This window comes from Pantoea pleuroti (assembly GCF_014156615.1).
Classification (GTDB): domain Bacteria; phylum Pseudomonadota; class Gammaproteobacteria; order Enterobacterales; family Enterobacteriaceae; genus Pantoea; species Pantoea agglomerans.
In genome coordinates, this window is the sequence record NZ_SBFD01000002.1 from 516,529 (window position 1) to 534,671 (window position 18,143).

Consider the following 18,143-nt stretch of genomic DNA (forward strand, 5'->3'; position numbering starts at 1 on the left):
TCAAAAATCCTCAATACGAATAACGGGTGATTTGTACCACGAAGTAACGGAGTATGATCCACAAAGCGTCTGAGGGAAACAACCGTTTGTTAAGCCTTTAAAACAAAAAAGGCAGGAATCGCTTCCTGCCTGTGGGGTTCTGTTGCGGGGATTAGCCTTTCACTTCATACAGCGGGGTTTCCCCTGCTATCACCTGACCCTGTGCCAGTAAAGTCAGACCGGCGAAATCGTCGCTGTTGCTGACCACGACCGGACTCACCATTGAGCGGGCATTGGCGTTAAGGAATTCAAGGTCCATCTCCAGTACTCGCTGACCGGCGACCACGCTGGCCCCCTCTTCAACCAGACGGGTGAAGCCTTTACCTTCCAGCGCCACGGTATCCAGCCCCATGTGCACCACAATCTCCACGCCATTTTCGGTTTCCAGACAGAAGGCGTGATTGGTGTTAAAGATTTTCACCAGCGTACCGGCAATCGGTGCCACTACCCATTTGTCGCTGGGTTTGATCGCCAGACCGTCGCCCACCGCTTTGCTGGCAAAGGCTTCATCCGGCACATCATCCAGCGCCACGACTTCACCGCTGACCGGCGCCAGCAGCGTGGCGATGACCTGCTTCTCACTGTTCAGCACCGCCTGCGGTTTAACATCCGGCTCGGCCGGCGCACTGCTGGTAGCCGCTGCAGCGACCGGACCTTTGGTCAGCACTTTTTTCATGGCCGAGGCGATGCTTTCTGCCTGGGTACCTACGATGATCTGTACGCTCTGTTTGTTAAGACGGATCACGCCGGACGCGCCAAGACGCTTAGCAACCGCCTCATTCACCTGCGCCGAGTCATTCACGTTAAGACGCAGACGGGTGATACAGGCATCGATGCTGGTTAAGTTAGCTGAACCACCAATCGCCCCAATGTAGCGGCGCGCCAGTGACTCTGTGGCACTTTCACCGCTATCCGTTTTATCAACGTTAACGTCATAACCATCTGTTTCATCACCATCAACCGCCAGCTCGCGGCCCGGCGTCATCAGGTTGAATTTTTTGATGGTAAAGCGGAACACCACATAATAGATAACGAAGAAGACCAGACCCTGCGGGATAAGCATGTACCAGTGTGTCGCCAGCGGATTACGGGTCGACAGCACCATATCCACCAGCCCGGCGCTGAAACCAAATCCGGCAATCCAGTGCATGCTGGCAGCGATGAAGACAGAAATACCGGTCAGGACGGCGTGGATCAGATAAAGCACGGGTGCCACGAACATGAAGGAGAACTCCAGCGGTTCGGTAATACCCGTAAAGAAGGCAGCAAACGCTGCGGCCAGCATGATACTACCGACTTTGACGCGGTTCTCAGGACGCGCACAGTGGTAGATAGCCAGCGCAGCACCCGGCAGACCAAACATCATGATCGGGAAGAAGCCCGCCTGATAACGACCGGTGATGCCGACGGTTGCCGATCCATCAGCCAGTGACTGTGCACCGCCAAGGAATTTAGGAATGTCATTAATGCCCGCAACATCGAACCAGAACACCGAGTTCAGGGCGTGATGCAGACCGACCGGAATCAGCAGGCGGTTAAAGAAGGCGTAGATACCGGCACCGGCAGAACCGAGCTTCTGGATATGTTCACCAAAGCCGACCAGACCATTAAAGATAACCGGCCAGATATACATCAGGATAAAGGCGACCAGGATCATCAGGAACGAGACCAGAATCGGCACCAGTCGCCGTCCGCTGAAGAAGGAGAGTGCTTTCGGCAACTCGACGTGGCTGAAGCGGTTATAGACCTCCGCCGACAGGATACCGACCAGAATACCGACAAACTGGTTATTAATTTTGCCAAACGCCACAGGCACCTGGTCAACCGGCATCTTCTGTATCATCGCCACCGCGGCCGGTGAGCAGAGCGTGGTGACCACCAGGAATCCGACAAAACCGGTCAGGGCTGCCGCACCATCTTTATCTTTCGACATGCCATACGCGACACCAATCGCAAACAGTACTGACATGTTTTCGATGATGGCAGCACCAGATTTGATCAGTAGCGCCGCCAGCGCATTACCTGCGCCCCAGCTGTCTGGATCGATCCAGTAGCCCACGCCCATTAATATCGCTGCTGCTGGCAGGGTTGCTACCGGCACCATCAGTGCGCGCCCCACCTTTTGTAAGTAACCTAACATATCCCCTTCCCCCTATGAGCCTGACTTATCCCTTTGCGCCGCTTAATGTTGTTATGTCAGCTGCAAAGATCGTTAATACACTTCATATCACGCAGCGAAGTGTAATGATAAATTAATTCGCCTCGCAAATTAAAAGCCTGGTAAATGTGATTTTTATCACTAAAAAACATCGTTTCATACGGCAACATCTGGCTATGACCGTAAACTTATTTTATGATCCGAAATATTGAATTATGCGCCGCCCGTGGCGACAATGAATCATCTGTTCAGATTGGTGACTCACGCAACGGCTTAGCCATCCCCTTTCTATTTTCAATTGAGGTGAAACATGAGACTGATTCCTTTAGCGACACCAACCCAGGTGGGAAAATGGGCCGCCCGACATATTGTTAATCGTATCAATGCGTTTAACCCGACGGCGGATAAACCTTTTGTCCTGGGTCTGCCAACCGGCGGTACGCCACTGGAAGCGTACAAGCACCTGATTGATATGCACAAAGCGGGCCAGGTCAGTTTTAAAAACGTCGTGACGTTCAATATGGATGAATATGTTGGCCTGCCAAAGGAGCATCCCGAGAGCTATCACAGCTTCATGTATCGAAATTTCTTCGATCACGTTGATATTCAACCGGAAAATATCAACCTGCTGAATGGTAATGCCCCCGATATTGACGCAGAATGTCGTCAGTACGAAGAGAAAATTCGCGCGCTGGGTAAAATTCACCTGTTCATGGGCGGCGTCGGCAACGACGGTCATATCGCCTTTAACGAACCGGCTTCCTCGCTCGCTTCCCGTACCCGCATTAAAACCCTGACCCATGACACCCGCGTGGCGAACTCCCGCTTCTTTAACGGTGATGTTGATCAGGTGCCTAAATATGCGCTGACGGTCGGCGTCGGTACGCTGCTGGATGCAGAGGAAGTGATGATTCTGGTTACCGGCCATGTTAAAGCGCAGGCATTACAGGCGGCGGTTGAAGGCAACGTTAATCATATGTGGACCATCAGCTGCCTGCAGCTGCACGCGAAATCGGTGGTAGTGTGTGATGAGCCGGCCACCATGGAACTGAAAGTGAAAACCGTGAAATATTTCCGCGAAATGGAAGCGGAAAATATGAAAGGCGTGTAACAGAACATTGTCATGCCCTGCTGTTACGCTGAGTGGCAGCAGGCCAGGACGGGAGAAGAGAGATGTACGCATTAGTTAACGGTCGAATCTACAGTGGCCATGAGGTTCTGGATAATCACGCGGTGGTGGTTACCGATGGGCGTATTGCGCGCGTCTGTCCGCGTGAAGCGCTCCCGGCGGATATTGAGCAGCGGGATATGGCAGGGGCGAATATTGCGCCAGGCTTTATCGATCTCCAGCTCAATGGCTGCGGTGGCGTGCAGTTCAACGACAGCCTTGAGGCGCTCAGCATTGAAACGCTGGAAACGATGCAGCGCGCCAATGAAAAGTCTGGCTGCACCAGCTTTTTACCGACGCTTATCACCAGCAGCGACGCCCTGATGAAACGGGCGATTGAAACCATGCGCTCTTACCTGCAGAAACACCAGAATCAGGCGCTGGGTCTGCATCTGGAAGGGCCCTGGCTGAGCAAAGCGAAAAAAGGCACCCACGATCCGGCGCTGATTCGCCTGCCGGATGCGGCAATGGTGCAGTACCTGTGCGACAACGCGGACGTCATCACCAAAGTCACGCTTGCCCCTGAAAATGCGGGTAGCGATGTGATTCGTCAATTGACTGATGCCGGGATTATTGTCTCAGCCGGTCACTCGAATGCGACCTATGAAGAGGCTAAAGCGGGCTTTTCTGCTGGTGTGAGTTTCGCGACGCACCTCTACAACGCCATGCCCACCTTTGCCGGACGTGAACCCGGGCTTATCGGTGCGCTGTTTGATTCTCCTGATGTATACTGCGGCATTATTGCGGACGGTTTACATGTACATTACGCTAACCTGCGCAATGCAAAACGCATTAAAGGCGACAAACTGGTGCTGGTCACGGATGCCACTGCACCGGCTGGCGCAGACATAAGCGAGTTTATTTTTGCAGGCAAAACAATCTATTATCGCGATGGGCTCTGTGTCGACGAAAACGGTACATTAAGTGGTTCTGCCCTGACGATGATTGAAGCGGTACAAAACAGCGTTGAACATGCAGGGATCGCACTGGACGAAGCGTTGCGCATGGCAACACTCTACCCGGCACGGGCGATGGGCGTGGAAAGGCAGTCAGGCTCGATCGAAGCAGGAAAAATCGCGAACCTGACTGTGTTTACGCGCGACTTTAAAATCATAAAGACGTTTGTCAACGGAGACGACGTCCTGAGCGAGTAAGCACTGAATGACCACTGGCGGCCAGTCACAAATAGGAAATGTCGATCTTGTTAAGCAACTCAATAGCGCAGCGGTTTACCGGCTGATTGATCAACAGGGGCCGATATCGCGCATTCAGATTGCCGAACTTAGCCAGCTCGCGCCCGCCAGCGTCACCAAAATTACCCGTCAGTTGATTGAGCGCGGCCTGATCAAAGAGGTAGACCAGCAGGCGTCTACCGGTGGTCGCCGCGCCATCTCCATTATCACTGAAACCCGCCATTTCCATACCATCGGCGTCCGCCTCGGACGCAACGACGCCACCCTGACTCTGTTTGACCTCAGCGGTAAATCGCTGGCGCAGGAAGATTATGCGCTGCCGGAACGCACTCAGGAGACGCTGGAACATGCGCTGTTTAACGCCATCAGCAGCTTCATTGAGCAGCACCAGCGTAAAATTCGCGAGCTGATCGCGATTTCAGTGATCCTGCCTGGGCTGGTCGATCCGATTAACGGCGTGATCCGCTATATGCCACACATCTCTGTCAGCCGCTGGCCGCTGGTCGCCAGCCTGAAAAAACGTTTTAACGTTACCAGTTTTGTGGGTCATGATATTCGCAGCCTGGCGCTGGCCGAGCACTATTTCGGTGCAAGCCGCGACTGTGCTGACTCGATTCTGGTGCGTTTACACCGTGGCACGGGGGCCGGCATTATTGCCAACGGCCATATTTTTCTCGGCAGCAACGGCAACGTTGGCGAGATCGGCCATATTCAGGTCGACCCGCTTGGCGAGCGCTGTCACTGCGGCAACTTTGGCTGCCTTGAAACCATTGCCGCCAACGGCGCCATTGAAAATCGGGTTCGGCATCTGCTGAATCAGGGCTATCCCAGCGTACTGACGCTGGAGGCGTGCCAGATATCCCACATCTGTAAAGCAGCCAATCAGGGTGATGCACTGGCCTGTGAAGTGGTTGAGCACGTTGGCCGTTATCTTGGCAAAGCTATCGCCATCGCGATCAACCTGTTTAATCCGCAAAAAGTGGTGCTGGCGGGTGAGATCACTGAAGCAGAAAAAGTGCTGCTGCCCGCGATTGAGGGCTGCATTAATACTCAGGCATTAGAGGCCTTCCGTAAAAATCTGCCGGTCGTGCGTTCCACCCTGGATCATCGTTCTGCTATCGGTGCCTTTGCGCTCGCTAAACGTGCCATGCTTAACGGCATTCTGCTGCAACATCTTCTGGAAGACTAAGAGCCTATCCCAGTAGGCGTAATTGGTGCAGGCAGTCTGGACACGGACAGCGCGGAACAATCCGTAGTACGTGAGGATGACTCGCTGTGCTCGCCCCTTCAGGGCCGCCCTGACGGGCGTTCAGGTTGCTAAAGCAGCCTGTGTGAGCACTGCCCAGGTTCAGAATGACAAATAAAATAGCCTAATGAGATAGGCTCTAAGCTAACCCGCTGCTGTGGCGGGCCACATCGGATCTGACTATGACCATTAAAAGCGTAATTTGTGATATTGATGGCGTGCTGATGCACGACAACACGGCCGTTCCCGGCGCACAGGAGTTTTTACAGCGCATTCTGGCCAAAGAGATGCCGCTGGTGGTGCTGACTAACTATCCCTCGCAAACCGAGCAGGATCTGGCTAACCGTTTTGCCTCGGCCGGTGTCGAGGTTCCCGATTCCGTTTTCTATACCTCCGCAATGGCAACCGCCGACTTTCTGCGCCGTCAGGAGGGCAAAAAGGCGTATGTAATTGGTGAAGGCGCACTGATTCATGAACTCTACAAAGCGGGCTTTACCATTACCGATGTGAATCCCGATTTTGTCATTGTCGGAGAGACGCGCTCGTTTAACTGGGACATGATGCATAAAGCGGCTTTCTTCGTGGCTAATGGCGCTCGCTTTATTGCCACCAACCCCGATACCCATGCGCGCGGTTTTATTCCTGCCTGTGGCGCGCTCTGTGCGGGTATTGAGAAGATATCAGGCCGTCGCCCGTTTGTTGTCGGCAAACCCAGTCCCTACATCATGCGTGCCGCACTGAACAAAATGCAGGCCCACTCGGAAGAGACCGTGATTGTCGGTGACAATCTGCGAACCGATATTCTGGCCGGTTTTCAGGCGGGTCTGGAGACGGTGCTGGTGCTCTCCGGCGTCTCGACGCTGAGTGATATTGATGCCATGCCGTTCCGTCCGGACTGGATCTACCCTTCTGTGGCCGATATCGACCTGTTCTGATTCATTTCTCTTATGACGCATCTGGTTAATCTGTGATGCGTCACCCCTTTTTGCGCTATATCTCTCACTTTTACTGCCTGATTTCTGCTCACAAAAGCTATTTTATTGCTGATCCATCAACAAAATGGCTTTAAAATTATCGTTTATTCAATTTTATTGCCATGCAAGCAATATTTTTATCAGTAAATCACGATTCCTCTTGCATTGAATGCACCAAATAGCGCATTTTCTTATGTATCACGCAGCATCAGGCTGCCGGACAAACGCAAAAGATAACATCGCCGTAAGGTGAGCTCAGGAGTCAGTTATGTGTTCAATTTTTGGTGTGCTGGATCTGAAAACCGATCCTGTTGAGCTGCGCAAAAAAGCGCTGGAATGTTCACGCTTAATGCGTCATCGCGGCCCGGACTGGTCAGGCGTCTACGCCGATGACCATGCTATTCTGGCGCATGAACGTCTCTCAATTGTTGACGTTAACAATGGCGCACAGCCGCTGTACAACGCCGATCACACCCACGTACTGGCAGTTAACGGCGAAATTTATAACCATCAGGCACTGCGCGCTGAACTCAGCGATCGCTACGCGTTTCAGACCGGTTCTGACTGTGAAGTGATTCTGGCGCTCTATCAGGAGAAAGGTGTCGATTTCCTCGATGAGCTGGAAGGCATGTTCGCCTTTATCCTCTATGACACCGTTAAAAAAACGTACCTGATTGGTCGCGACCACATCGGCATCATCCCGCTCTATATGGGTAACGATGAGCATGGCAACCTGTTTGTTGCTTCAGAAATGAAAGCGCTGGTGCCTGCCTGCCGTTCAATCAAAGAGTTCCCGCCGGGAAGCTACCTCTCCAGCACCGATGGCGAGATCCGCCGTTACTGGCAGCGCGACTGGATGGAATATAAAAACGTTGAGCACAACACCACCGACGCCGCTGGCCTGAAACATGCGCTGGAGGAGTCCGTGAAAAGCCACCTGATGTCAGATGTGCCTTACGGCGTGCTGCTGTCAGGCGGTCTGGACTCTTCCATCATTTCAGCCGTGACCAAGCGTTACGCGGCGAAGCGGGTTGAAGATCAGGATAAAAGTGATGCGTGGTGGCCACAGCTGCACTCCTTCGCGGTAGGGCTGGAAGGGTCACCCGACTTAAAAGCGGCGAAATCTGTGGCGGAGCATCTGGGCACCGTACACCATGAAATTCATTTCACCGTGCAGGAAGGTCTGGATGCCATTCGCGATGTGATTTATCACATTGAAACCTATGACGTCACCACTATTCGTGCCTCTACGCCAATGTACTTAATGTCGCGTAAAATTAAAGCGATGGGCATTAAGATGGTGCTGTCGGGCGAAGGCGCAGATGAAGTCTTCGGCGGCTATCTCTATTTCCATAAAGCGCCAGACGCCAAAGAGTTCCACGAAGAAAACGTACGTAAACTTCAGGCGCTGCATATGTTCGACTGCGCCCGTGCCAACAAAGCGATGTCCGCCTGGGGCGTTGAAGCCCGCGTACCGTTCCTGGATAAAAAATTCCTGGATGTAGCGATGCGTATTAACCCGGCCGATAAAATGTGTGGCAGCAACGGTAAAATGGAGAAGCACATTCTGCGTGAATGTTTCTCCTCTTACCTGCCGGAGAGCGTGGCGTGGCGTCAGAAAGAGCAGTTCTCGGATGGCGTGGGCTACAGCTGGATCGACTCACTGAAAGAAGTGGCTGCGAAGCAAATCAGCGATCAGCAGCTGGCTACCGCTCACTTCCGCTTCCCGTTCAACACGCCGGGTTCGAAAGAAGCCTATCTCTATCGTGAGATCTTTGAAGAGCTGTTCCCGTTGGCGAGCGCGGCAGAGTGTGTGCCTGGCGGTCCATCGGTCGCCTGTTCTTCTGCCAAAGCGATTGAATGGGATGAAGCGTTTAAAAACATGGACGATCCCTCTGGTCGTGCCGTGGGTGTGCATCAGTCAGCCTATAAATAAGCCGGCAGAGAGCAGCCAGAATGGGCCCGCTGCGGCCCATTTTTTTTACGATTAGCGTTGTATTCACTGAAAAATTGCCGAATAAACATCCAGGCTGGTTATAAGCCAGTCAAACAGCGATTATCTGGCAAAAAACGGTAAAAAAATTGTTGACGCTGTCTGGTCAACTCCGCATAATGCGCCCCGCAACGCCGATGAAGGTAACGCGAAAAAAAGATGGCTACGTAGCTCAGCTGGTTAGAGCACAGCACTCATAATGCTGGGGTCACAGGTTCGATTCCCGTCGTAGCCACCATCTTTTTTTGCGGGAGTGGCGAAATTGGTAGACGCACCAGATTTAGGTTCTGGCGCCGCAAGGTGTGCGAGTTCAAGTCTCGCCTCCCGCACCATTTCATTATTCGGCAGCGTGGATGGGATATCGCCAAGCGGTAAGGCACCGGTTTTTGATACCGGCATTCCCTGGTTCGAATCCAGGTATCCCAGCCAATTTCGATGATTCTCGAGGCTGAGAACGGACGAATGGGATATCGCCAAGCGGTAAGGCACCGGTTTTTGATACCGGCATTCCCTGGTTCGAATCCAGGTATCCCAGCCATCATTGAAATGCAGTACAATTTGGCTACGTAGCTCAGCTGGTTAGAGCACAGCACTCATAATGCTGGGGTCACAGGTTCGATTCCCGTCGTAGCCACCATATAATTGGGGTGTCGCCAAGCGGTAAGGCACTGGTTTCTGATACCAGCATTCCGGGGTTCGAATCCCTGCACCCCAGCCATACAAAAGACAATTTGAAAAACACCATTATTGGGGTGTCGCCAAGCGGTAAGGCACTGGTTTCTGATACCAGCATTCCGGGGTTCGAATCCCTGCACCCCAGCCAAATTGCACAACCTGGCCCGCTTTTGCGGGCTTTGTTGTTTTTGTCGTTCCCCTTCCTGATTGCAGGCCCGCCGTGCGGCGAGCCAACATGCGCAATCTGCTATAACCCCAGCGCGTAGCGCAATACCTGCCGCTTCAGTACCCCGGAATGTTCGGCGGCAATCAATCCGAGATTACGTGCAAACCGCAGCGGTGCCAGCTGATTGCTGAAGGCAAAATAGAACAAATCCATGCCGCCCTGCATCAGCATATTGTCTTTACGACGTTGCCGGTGATAGCGCTGCAATACGCGCTCGGATGCCCAATCCTCCGCCGCACCGCGCGCGCTGACCAGCACATTAATCAACGCATCAATATCGCGATAGCCCAGATTCACGCCCTGCCCGGCCAGCGGATTAATGGTATGCGCGGCATCACCGACCAGCGCCAGTCCTGGCAGGACATACCGTGAAGCGTGACGCCGCACCAGCGGGAAACCGCCCGCTGCGTGGGCTTTAAAACGTCCCAGCCGCGCCGGGAAGTGGCTGGCTATCTCTTTTTCCAGCTGGGCCATCGGCATCGCCTGTAGCTGGCGGACTCTTGCAGGCGCGTCATACCAGACCAGTGAGGCCCGGTTGCCATACAGCGGCAAAAAGGCGCGCGGTCCCTGAGGCGTAAAGTGCTGCCAGGTCGCATCGCCTGCCGGATGTTCGCAGGTCACGCTGATCAGTAAACAGGATTGCGCATAGCTCCAGCCATGAATACCGATCCCGGCCATCTGTCGCACCTGAGAGTTCGCGCCATCAGCCCCAACCACCAGGCGGGCGTGTAAGGCAACGCCGTCGTTAAGGTCGATGCGCCAGCCGCCATTTTCTGGCTGCAGGTTCTCCAGTGTGGCCGGGCAATAGCAGGTCACGCCCAGCGACTGCATCTCCTCCCATAACGCCCGCTGAAGCACGCTGTTCTCGACCATAAAGCCCAGCTCGGGCAGCCCCAGCGAGGCCGCATCAAAACTCACCTGCGCCGTCTGCCACTCCCAGGTTTCCAGCCTGCGATAGGGCGCGCTGCGCATCGCCTCTACCCGAGGCCAGACGTTGAGCTGCTTCAGCAGTCCCACCGAGGATGAGCCAATCGCCGAAATTCGCAGATCGGGATCGCTGTCGGCATCAAAAGGAGCGGGTTCGGCACGCTCAATCACCGCAACGCGAAAATGTTGCTGCGTCAGTCCACATGCCAGCGCCGCACCGACCATGCCACCGCCAACAATCACTACATCAAACTGATTATCCTGCATTGCTTATGTCCCTCTCTTATTCCCGCCAGCCTGCGCAACACGGGTCTGAATAAAGCAAAGTGTACCGGAAAACCGGATTGCTGGCAGAAAAGCCCTGAGGCTGGTCACAACAGCATCAAAGCATTACAATACGCGCCCCGCACTTCACTGCACTGAATCAATGGTTAGCGCGATGACAAAAAAACTGCATATCAAAACCTGGGGATGTCAGATGAATGAGTATGATTCATCCAAGATGTCTGATCTGCTGAACAGTACGCACGGCTATACGCTGACCGAGGTTCCTGAAGAGGCGGATATTCTGCTGCTTAACACCTGTTCTATTCGCGAGAAAGCGCAGGAGAAGGTATTCCACCTGCTGGGACGCTGGAGAAAACTCAAAGAGCGCAACCCGGATGTGATTATCGGCGTAGGTGGCTGCGTGGCGTCGCAGGAAGGGGATCATATCCGCCAGCGTGCGCCCTGCGTGGATATCGTTTTTGGTCCGCAGACACTTCACCGCCTGCCGGAGATGATCAACACCGTGCGCGGCACCAAAAGCCCGGTGGTCGACATCAGCTTCCCGGAAATCGAGAAATTTGATCGCCTGCCAGAACCGCGCGCAGAGGGCCCGACTGCCTTTGTCTCCATCATGGAAGGCTGCAACAAATATTGTACTTTCTGCGTGGTGCCTTACACCCGTGGCGAGGAAGTGAGCCGTCCCAGCGATGATATTCTGCTGGAGATCGCTCAGCTGGCGGCGCAGGGCGTGCGTGAAGTTAACCTGCTTGGCCAGAACGTCAACGCCTATCGTGGTGCCACCTTTGATGGTGAAATCTGTACCTTCGCTGAGCTGCTGCGCCTGGTCGCCGCCATCGACGGTATCGACCGCATTCGCTTCACCACCAGCCACCCGATTGAGTTCACCGATGACATCATCGAGGTCTACCGCGATACGCCGGAACTGGTGAGCTTCCTCCACCTGCCGGTTCAGAGTGGATCAGACCGTATTCTGACGCTGATGAAGCGTGCTCATACCGCGCTGGAATATAAGGCGATTATCCGCAAGCTGCGCGCGGCGCGCCCGGATATTGAGATCAGCTCTGACTTCATCATTGGTTTCCCCGGTGAAACTCAGCAGGATTTCGAGCAGACCATGAAGCTTATCGCCGAGATCAATTTCGACGTCAGCTTCAGCTTTATCTACTCTGCCCGTCCCGGCACGCCCGCCGCTGACCTGCCGGATGATGTGAGCGAAGAGGAGAAGAAGCAGCGTCTGTGGATCCTGCAGGACCGCATTAACCAGCAGGCGCAGGCGATCAGTCGCCGCATGGTGGGCACAGTGCAGCGTATTCTGGTGGAAGGCATCTCCCGCAAGAACGTGATGGAAGTCTCTGGCCGCACCGAAAATAACCGCGTGGTGAATTTCGAAGGCTCGCCTGAAATGATCGGCCGCTTTGTGGATGTTGAGATTGTCGATGTCTACACCAACTCGCTGCGCGGCAAACTGGTGCGTACTGAAGAAGAGATGGGGCTGCGCATGGCGGAAAGTCCGGCGTCCGTGATCGCCCGTACCCGTAAAGAAAATGAAATCGGCGTGAGTCTGTTCCAGCCGTGATGCCCGCTTTACTGTGCGGCAGCGCGCATCGCGTTGCCGCCAATTTCACTTTGCACCACTTGCTTTCTGAAAGTGTCGCCCAAATATCACTCCATAAGCTTGCGCCCAGGCGTTACGGCATAAATAATTTCGTTATGGTGCATCCGGTTAAGCTTAACGGTGCGTCAGACACATCCCATAACTGGCCCTGAGTGACCCAAAGGATTCGTTTGAATATCGAAACTCGTGAAATCGCCCTTGAACCGGCTGATAACCGTCGTCTGATGAGCCTGTGTGGGCCTTTCGACGATAATGTAAAACAGCTTGAGCGTCGTCTGGGCATTGAGATCAATCGTCGCGACAACGTTTTTAAGCTGTCAGGACGTCCACTTTGCGTCAATGCCGCAGCAGATATTCTGAAAACCCTCTATGTTGATACCGCGCCTGTGCGTGGCGACATCCCGGATATCGAGCCTGATCAGATTCACCTGGCGATCAAAGAGAGCCGGGTACTGGAGCAAACCGCTGAGAGCGTGCCGGAGTACGGTAAAGCGGTCAATATCAAGACCAAGCGCGGTGTGATCAAGCCGCGCACCCCAAACCAGGCCCAGTACATCGCTAATGTGCTCGACCACGATATCACCTTTGGTGTCGGCCCGGCCGGTACCGGTAAAACCTATCTGGCGGTAGCCGCAGCAGTCGATGCGCTGGAGCGTCAGGAGATTCGCCGCATCATGCTGACCCGCCCAGCCGTCGAAGCGGGTGAAAAGCTCGGCTTTCTGCCAGGCGATCTGAGCCAGAAAGTCGACCCTTATCTGCGTCCGCTCTACGATGCGCTGTTCGAAATGCTCGGCTTCGAGCGGGTGGAAAAGCTGATGGAGCGCAACGTCATTGAAGTCGCCCCGCTGGCCTACATGCGCGGTCGTACCCTGAACGATGCATTCATCATTCTTGATGAGAGCCAGAACACCACCATCGAACAGATGAAGATGTTCCTGACGCGTATCGGCTTTAACTCTAAAGCGGTGATTACCGGCGACGTTACCCAGATTGACCTGCCGCGTCACGTCAAGTCAGGCCTGCGTCATGCCATTGAGGTGCTGGCGGACGTTGAAGAGATCAGCTTCAACTTCTTCCACAGCGAAGATGTGGTGCGCCATCCGGTAGTTGCCCGCATTGTTACCGCCTATGAAGCCTGGGAAGCGGCCGATCAGACCCGTCGTGACCAGCAGGCCGAAGAGCGTAAACGTGAAGCACTGGCTGCACAGAGCGCCACGCAGGAGAGCAAATGAGCGAGGTGATTCTCGACCTGCAGGTCGCCTGTGACAACACCGCTGACCTGCCTGATGAAAGCCAGTTTCATCGCTGGCTGTCAGCGGCTGTCACCCCTTTTCAGCCGGAAAGCGAAGTTACGGTGCGTCTGGTTGATGAAGCGGAGAGTCATGAGCTTAATCTGACTTATCGCGGCAAAGACAAGCCGACCAACGTCCTCTCTTTCCCGTTTGAAGCGCCGCCGGGCATTGAGCTGCCGCTGCTGGGCGATCTGATCATCTGCCGCCAGGTCGTTGAGCAGGAAGCCGCTGAACAGGGTAAAAGCGTTGAAGCCCACTGGGCACATATGGTGGTACACGGCACGCTGCATCTGCTGGGTTACGACCATATTGAAGACGACGAAGCGGACGAGATGGAAGGGCTGGAGACCGAGATAATGCTTGCTCTTGGGTATCCTGATCCGTACATTTCGGAGAAAGAAGATGCCTGAATCCTGAATTCAGTCAATCCTGCTGTCAGTACAGACTACTGACAGCACCCATTCCTCACCAGAGAGATCTTTAAAAACCGCCATGAGCGACGACCATTCTCAAAACAGCGATGCACCCAGTAGTAAAAAGGGATTTTTCTCCCTGTTGATCAACCAACTCTTTCACGGTGAACCAAAAAGCCGTGATGAGCTACTGGAGCTGATCCGCGACTCGAATAACAAAGAGCTGATTGACCAGGACACCCGCGACATGCTCGAAGGGGTACTGGATATTGCGGAGCAGCGCGTGCGTGACATCATGATCCCGCGCTCGCAAATGATCACCCTGAAACGTAATCAGAGCCTCGAAGAGTGTCTGGATGTCATCATCGAATCCGCCCATTCTCGTTTCCCGGTGATCAGCGAAGATAAAGATCATGTGGAAGGGATTCTGATGGCGAAAGATCTGCTGCCGTTTATGAGCAGCGAATCTGAGCCTTTCAGCATTGAGAAAGTGCTGCGTCCTGCGGTGGTTGTGCCTGAAAGTAAGCGTGTCGACCGGATGCTGAAAGAGTTCCGCTCCCAGCGTTACCACATGGCGATCGTCATTGATGAGTTTGGCGGTGTCTCCGGTCTGGTGACCATTGAAGACATCCTGGAGCTGATCGTCGGTGAAATTGAAGATGAGTATGACGATGAAGAAGATCGTGATATCCGTCAGCTCAACCGTCACACCTTTACGGTGCGCGCACTGACTGCCATTGAAGATTTCAACGAGGTGTTTGGCACCCAGTTCAGCGACGATGAAGTCGACACCATCGGTGGTCTGGTGATGCAGGGCTTCGGTCATCTGCCCGCTCGCGGTGAAAGCATCGAGATTGAGGGGTACCAGTTCAAGGTGGCGATGGCTGACAGCCGCCGCATTATCCAGGTTCACGTGACTATTCCGGAAAATTCGCCACAACCTCAACTGGAAAACGAATAAGTCTATGGCTTTAGCCTCACTCTACCCGCGTCAGCGGGTTCGCCTGCTGCTGGCTTTAATAACGGGTGCACTTGGCACCCTCTCCTTCTCTCCTTATGATTTCTGGCCCGCCGCGCTGCTCTCGCTGTGCGGCTTACAGCTGCTGACTCTTAACCGCTCCAGCCCGCAGGCCAGCGCGATCGGTTTTGTCTGGGGATTAGGTCTGTTCGGCAGTGGCATCAACTGGGTTTATGTCAGTGTCGCCACCTTTGGCGGCATGCCTGGCCCGGTCAATGTTTTTATCGTAGCGCTGCTGGCGGCTTATCTGGCGATCTACCCGGCGCTGTTTGCCGGCGTACTGAATCGCATCTGGCCGCGAACGACGCTGTGGCGCCTGGCGCTGGCGGCACCGGCATTGTGGCAGATGACCGAGTTCCTGCGCGGCTGGGTGCTGACCGGCTTTCCGTGGCTGCAGTTTGGTTACAGCCAGATCGATGGCCCGTTAAAAGGCCTGGCCCCGCTGGCCGGCGTAGAGACGCTGACCTTCCTGCTGATGGTGGTGGCTGGCCTGCTGGCTCATGCCCTGCAACAGCGCAACGTCAGAAGTCTGGTGGCGGCGCTGCTGCTGCTGGCATTGCCATGGCCGTTGCGCTACATCCAGTGGGTTCAGCCGATGCCCGAGCGGGCCGTCGAGGTGGCGCTGGTCCAGGGGAACATTCCGCAATCGATGAAGTGGGATCCGCAGCAGCTGCTCACTACCCTGCGCATTTACAACGGTCTGAGTCAGCCGCTGATGGGCAAAGCGCCGATTATTATCTGGCCTGAATCGGCAATTACCGATCTGGAGAGTAATCAGCAGCCGTTCCTGCGTTCGCTGGATGACGAACTGCGTGAGCGCGGCAGTTCGCTGATCACCGGCATTGTGGACTCCCGGCTGGAGCAGAACCGTTATCACGATTACAACACCGTGATCGTGCTGGGCGGCAAAGCGCCGTACAACTACTTCAGCGGCAATCGTTACCAGAAAAATCACCTGGTGCCGTTTGGCGAGTTTGTGCCGCTGGCCGATCTGCTGCGTCCGCTGGCCCCGTTCTTCGATCTGCCGATGTCGGCATTCAGTCGTGGCAACTACCTCCAGCCGCAACTCAGCGTAGCGGGCTATAACCTGACCAGCGCCATCTGTTATGAGATCGTGCTGGGAGAACAGGTGCGGGCCAACTTCCATCCCGACACCAACTTCCTGCTCACCGTTTCGAACGATGCCTGGTTTGGTCACTCTATCGGCCCATGGCAGCACTTCCAGATGGCGAGGATGCGTGCGCTGGAACTGGGACGTCCGCTGTTGCGCAGCACCAATAATGGTGTGACGGCGGTGGTCAATGCCAGTGGTGATGTGGAAGCCATGCTGCCGCAGTTTACCCGCGATGTGCTGACCAGCAAGGTTACGCCAACGCAGGGAGAAACCCCGTATGCGAGGGCTGGCATCTGGCCAGTATGGTCACTGACGCTGCTGGCGGCGGTGATAGCCCTGCTGCGTCGGCGTCGATAACATCCCCACCTGTGCTCACTGAAGGCGAAGCACGTGCTTCGCCTTTTTCATGGTAACTCTACGGTTTTTTTCACTCCCCACGCCGCACACTCTGCTGTCTTTCTAACCCATTACCTCTTTCTGGCACGATGATTGCAAAATGTTTCACTGCTTTTCGCAAACAAGCTGATTGCAGGCGCTGATGCCGGGCGGGTTGCACCAAAACAATTGACGCTGCTGCACCATTAACGCGCAGGGTGAAAAAATTGCCTTTTTTTGGTGCGTATCACCTCGCAAAAAAGAAACTTTTTTGTTTCATTGCGTTAACAATCCGCTATGTTAATGACTCTTCTGCGCCCGTTTAAACCGCAGAATGAGCAGAAACGCAGCAGAAAACAGACACAACATCATAATCAGCGCAGGTTATATCCTGTGCCTTTTTCATACGAAGGAGTTGGAACATGCAACTACGCAAAGTGGCATTATCTCTTCTGCTGATCAGCGCAGCGGCGGGAGCGGCCCAGGCGGAAGATCTCAGCGGCACCCTGAAGAAGATCAATGACAATGGCGTCATTGTGGTCGGGCATCGCGAATCATCAGTTCCCTTTTCTTATTATGACAACCAGCAAAAAGTCGTCGGCTACTCACAGGCTTATTCAAATGCCATCGTTGAAGCGATTAAAGCAAAACTGAACAAGCCTGATCTGCAGGTCAAAATGATCCCGATCACCTCACAAAACCGTATTCCGCTGCTGCAAAACGGCACCTACGATTATGAGTGTGGCTCGACTACTAACAATCTTGAGCGCCAGAAACAGGCCGCCTTCTCAGACACTATTTTTGTTATCGGCACCCGTCTGCTGGTGAAGAAAGATGGCCCGATCAAAGATTTCGCTGACCTGAAAGGCAAAACCGTAGTGGTGACCTCAGGTACCACCTCTGAAGTGCTGCTGCACAAACTCAACGACGAACAGAAACTGGATCTGCGCATCATCAGCGCAAAAGATCACGGTGACTCCTTCCGTACGCTGGAAACCGGTCGAGCCGTGGCCTTTATGATGGATGATGCCCTGCTGGCAGGCGAACGCGCCAAAGCCAAAAAGCCGGACAACTGGGAAATCCTGGGCACGCCACAGTCAAAAGAAGCCTATGGCTGCATGCTGCGTAAAGATGATCCGCAGTTCAAAGCGCTGGTGGATGAAACCATTGCCAAAGCCCAGACCTCTGGCCAGGCAGAAAAATGGTTCGACACCTGGTTCAAACAGCCGATTCCACCAAAGAATCTGAACATGAACTTTGAGCTGTCTGATGACATGAAAGCGCTGTTCAAAACGCCAAATGATAAAGCACTGAATTAACAACAAAATACCCAATGGATTTCAGATTGTATTGAGGCGGCAGGAGAATGACTCCCCATGAGCTTACTCCGGTAAGTGATTCGGGTGAGTGAACGTAGCCAACAAAAATG

13 protein-coding genes and 7 tRNA genes are annotated in these 18,143 nt (G+C 54.1%); 18 read left to right on the forward strand and 2 right to left on the reverse strand.

Annotated features, from left to right (window positions below):
• Positions 1–151: 151 nt before the first annotated feature.
• Complete coding sequence (gene nagE / locus EPG66_RS06405) at positions 152–2,179, reverse strand: N-acetylglucosamine-specific PTS transporter subunit IIBC (protein WP_083068710.1); 2,028 nt, start codon at positions 2,177–2,179, stop codon at positions 152–154.
• Positions 2,180–2,507: 328 nt separating this feature from the next.
• Between nagE and nagB the strand changes: the two genes are divergently transcribed.
• The 12 genes from nagB (at position 2,508) to EPG66_RS06465 (ending at position 9,594) form a co-directional block, all read left to right on the forward strand.
• The gene (nagB, locus tag EPG66_RS06410) at positions 2,508–3,308 is read left to right on the forward strand and encodes a glucosamine-6-phosphate deaminase (RefSeq protein ID WP_010260676.1); all 801 of its coding nucleotides are present in this window, start codon (positions 2,508–2,510) and stop codon (positions 3,306–3,308) included.
• Between the two features lie 62 nt (positions 3,309–3,370).
• Positions 3,371–4,519, forward strand: a complete 1,149-nt coding sequence (nagA, locus tag EPG66_RS06415) for an N-acetylglucosamine-6-phosphate deacetylase (RefSeq protein WP_069025944.1) — start codon at positions 3,371–3,373, stop codon at positions 4,517–4,519.
• A gap of 7 nt (positions 4,520–4,526) precedes the next feature.
• A complete protein-coding gene (gene nagC, locus EPG66_RS06420; protein WP_010260667.1) occupies positions 4,527–5,747 on the forward strand; it encodes a DNA-binding transcriptional regulator NagC in 1,221 nt (406 codons plus the stop codon).
• Between the two features lie 239 nt (positions 5,748–5,986).
• The gene (locus EPG66_RS06425; protein ID WP_010260664.1) at positions 5,987–6,739 is read left to right on the forward strand and encodes an HAD-IIA family hydrolase; all 753 of its coding nucleotides are present in this window, start codon (positions 5,987–5,989) and stop codon (positions 6,737–6,739) included.
• A 307-nt stretch (positions 6,740–7,046) separates the two neighbouring features.
• The gene (asnB, locus tag EPG66_RS06430; RefSeq protein ID WP_031592223.1) at positions 7,047–8,714 is read left to right on the forward strand and encodes an asparagine synthase B; all 1,668 of its coding nucleotides are present in this window, start codon (positions 7,047–7,049) and stop codon (positions 8,712–8,714) included.
• A 218-nt stretch (positions 8,715–8,932) separates the two neighbouring features.
• Positions 8,933–9,009: transfer RNA gene (locus EPG66_RS06435), tRNA-Met, on the forward strand.
• A gap of 9 nt (positions 9,010–9,018) precedes the next feature.
• Positions 9,019–9,103: transfer RNA gene (locus EPG66_RS06440), tRNA-Leu, on the forward strand.
• A 22-nt stretch (positions 9,104–9,125) separates the two neighbouring features.
• Positions 9,126–9,200, forward strand: a tRNA-Gln gene (locus EPG66_RS06445).
• 34 nt (positions 9,201–9,234) lie between these two features.
• Positions 9,235–9,309 (forward strand) — tRNA-Gln (locus EPG66_RS06450).
• Positions 9,310–9,331: 22 nt separating this feature from the next.
• A tRNA-Met gene (locus EPG66_RS06455) sits at positions 9,332–9,408 on the forward strand.
• A gap of 6 nt (positions 9,409–9,414) precedes the next feature.
• Positions 9,415–9,489 (forward strand) — tRNA-Gln (locus tag EPG66_RS06460).
• Between the two features lie 30 nt (positions 9,490–9,519).
• Positions 9,520–9,594: transfer RNA gene (locus tag EPG66_RS06465), tRNA-Gln, on the forward strand.
• Positions 9,595–9,693: 99 nt separating this feature from the next.
• On the opposite strand, the gene ubiF is transcribed toward EPG66_RS06465, so the two are convergent.
• On the reverse strand, positions 9,694–10,866 hold the full coding sequence (gene ubiF / locus EPG66_RS06470; RefSeq protein ID WP_022626049.1) for a 3-demethoxyubiquinol 3-hydroxylase: 1,173 nt from the start codon (positions 10,864–10,866) through the stop codon (positions 9,694–9,696).
• Between the two features lie 172 nt (positions 10,867–11,038).
• On the opposite strand from ubiF, the gene miaB reads away from it, so the two are divergent.
• The 6 genes from miaB (at position 11,039) to EPG66_RS06500 (ending at position 18,033) form a co-directional block, all read left to right on the forward strand.
• A complete protein-coding gene (miaB, locus tag EPG66_RS06475; protein ID WP_064704648.1) occupies positions 11,039–12,463 on the forward strand; it encodes a tRNA (N6-isopentenyl adenosine(37)-C2)-methylthiotransferase MiaB in 1,425 nt (474 codons plus the stop codon).
• 209 nt (positions 12,464–12,672) lie between these two features.
• Positions 12,673–13,734 (forward strand): PhoH family protein, encoded by a 1,062-nt coding sequence (locus tag EPG66_RS06480; RefSeq protein ID WP_010258952.1) that lies wholly within the window; start codon positions 12,673–12,675, stop codon positions 13,732–13,734.
• On the forward strand, positions 13,731–14,204 hold the full coding sequence (gene ybeY / locus EPG66_RS06485) for an rRNA maturation RNase YbeY (RefSeq protein WP_033785461.1): 474 nt from the start codon (positions 13,731–13,733) through the stop codon (positions 14,202–14,204). Before EPG66_RS06480 ends, ybeY begins: the two co-directional genes overlap by 4 nt.
• An 82-nt stretch (positions 14,205–14,286) precedes the next feature.
• A complete protein-coding gene (corC, locus tag EPG66_RS06490; protein WP_031592226.1) occupies positions 14,287–15,168 on the forward strand; it encodes a CNNM family magnesium/cobalt transport protein CorC in 882 nt (293 codons plus the stop codon).
• A 4-nt stretch (positions 15,169–15,172) separates the two neighbouring features.
• The gene (lnt, locus tag EPG66_RS06495) at positions 15,173–16,696 is read left to right on the forward strand and encodes an apolipoprotein N-acyltransferase (RefSeq protein WP_137227815.1); all 1,524 of its coding nucleotides are present in this window, start codon (positions 15,173–15,175) and stop codon (positions 16,694–16,696) included.
• A gap of 440 nt (positions 16,697–17,136) precedes the next feature.
• Positions 17,137–18,033, forward strand: coding sequence for an amino acid ABC transporter substrate-binding protein (locus EPG66_RS06500; protein ID WP_010258958.1), 897 nt, complete (start codon positions 17,137–17,139; stop codon positions 18,031–18,033).
• Positions 18,034–18,143 lie beyond the last annotated feature (110 nt).

Excerpts from the sequence above, each read along its gene's own strand:
- EPG66_RS06500 (WP_010258958.1), top strand. The coding sequence starts at position 17,137 with ATGCAACTACGCAAAGTGGCATTATCTCTTCTGCTGATCAGCGCAGCG.
- asnB (WP_031592223.1), top strand. The coding sequence starts at position 7,047 with ATGTGTTCAATTTTTGGTGTGCTGGATCTGAAAACCGATCCTGTTGAG.
- nagB (WP_010260676.1), top strand. The coding sequence starts at position 2,508 with ATGAGACTGATTCCTTTAGCGACACCAACCCAGGTGGGAAAATGGGCC.
- nagA (WP_069025944.1), top strand. The coding sequence starts at position 3,371 with ATGTACGCATTAGTTAACGGTCGAATCTACAGTGGCCATGAGGTTCTG.
- ubiF (WP_022626049.1), bottom strand. The coding sequence starts at position 10,866 with ATGCAGGATAATCAGTTTGATGTAGTGATTGTTGGCGGTGGCATGGTC.
- EPG66_RS06425 (WP_010260664.1), top strand. The coding sequence starts at position 5,987 with ATGACCATTAAAAGCGTAATTTGTGATATTGATGGCGTGCTGATGCAC.
- nagE (WP_083068710.1), bottom strand. The coding sequence starts at position 2,179 with ATGTTAGGTTACTTACAAAAGGTGGGGCGCGCACTGATGGTGCCGGTA.
- ybeY (WP_033785461.1), top strand. The coding sequence starts at position 13,731 with ATGAGCGAGGTGATTCTCGACCTGCAGGTCGCCTGTGACAACACCGCT.
- nagC (WP_010260667.1), top strand. The coding sequence starts at position 4,527 with ATGACCACTGGCGGCCAGTCACAAATAGGAAATGTCGATCTTGTTAAG.
- corC (WP_031592226.1), top strand. The coding sequence starts at position 14,287 with ATGAGCGACGACCATTCTCAAAACAGCGATGCACCCAGTAGTAAAAAG.
- lnt (WP_137227815.1), top strand. The coding sequence starts at position 15,173 with ATGGCTTTAGCCTCACTCTACCCGCGTCAGCGGGTTCGCCTGCTGCTG.
- miaB (WP_064704648.1), top strand. The coding sequence starts at position 11,039 with ATGACAAAAAAACTGCATATCAAAACCTGGGGATGTCAGATGAATGAG.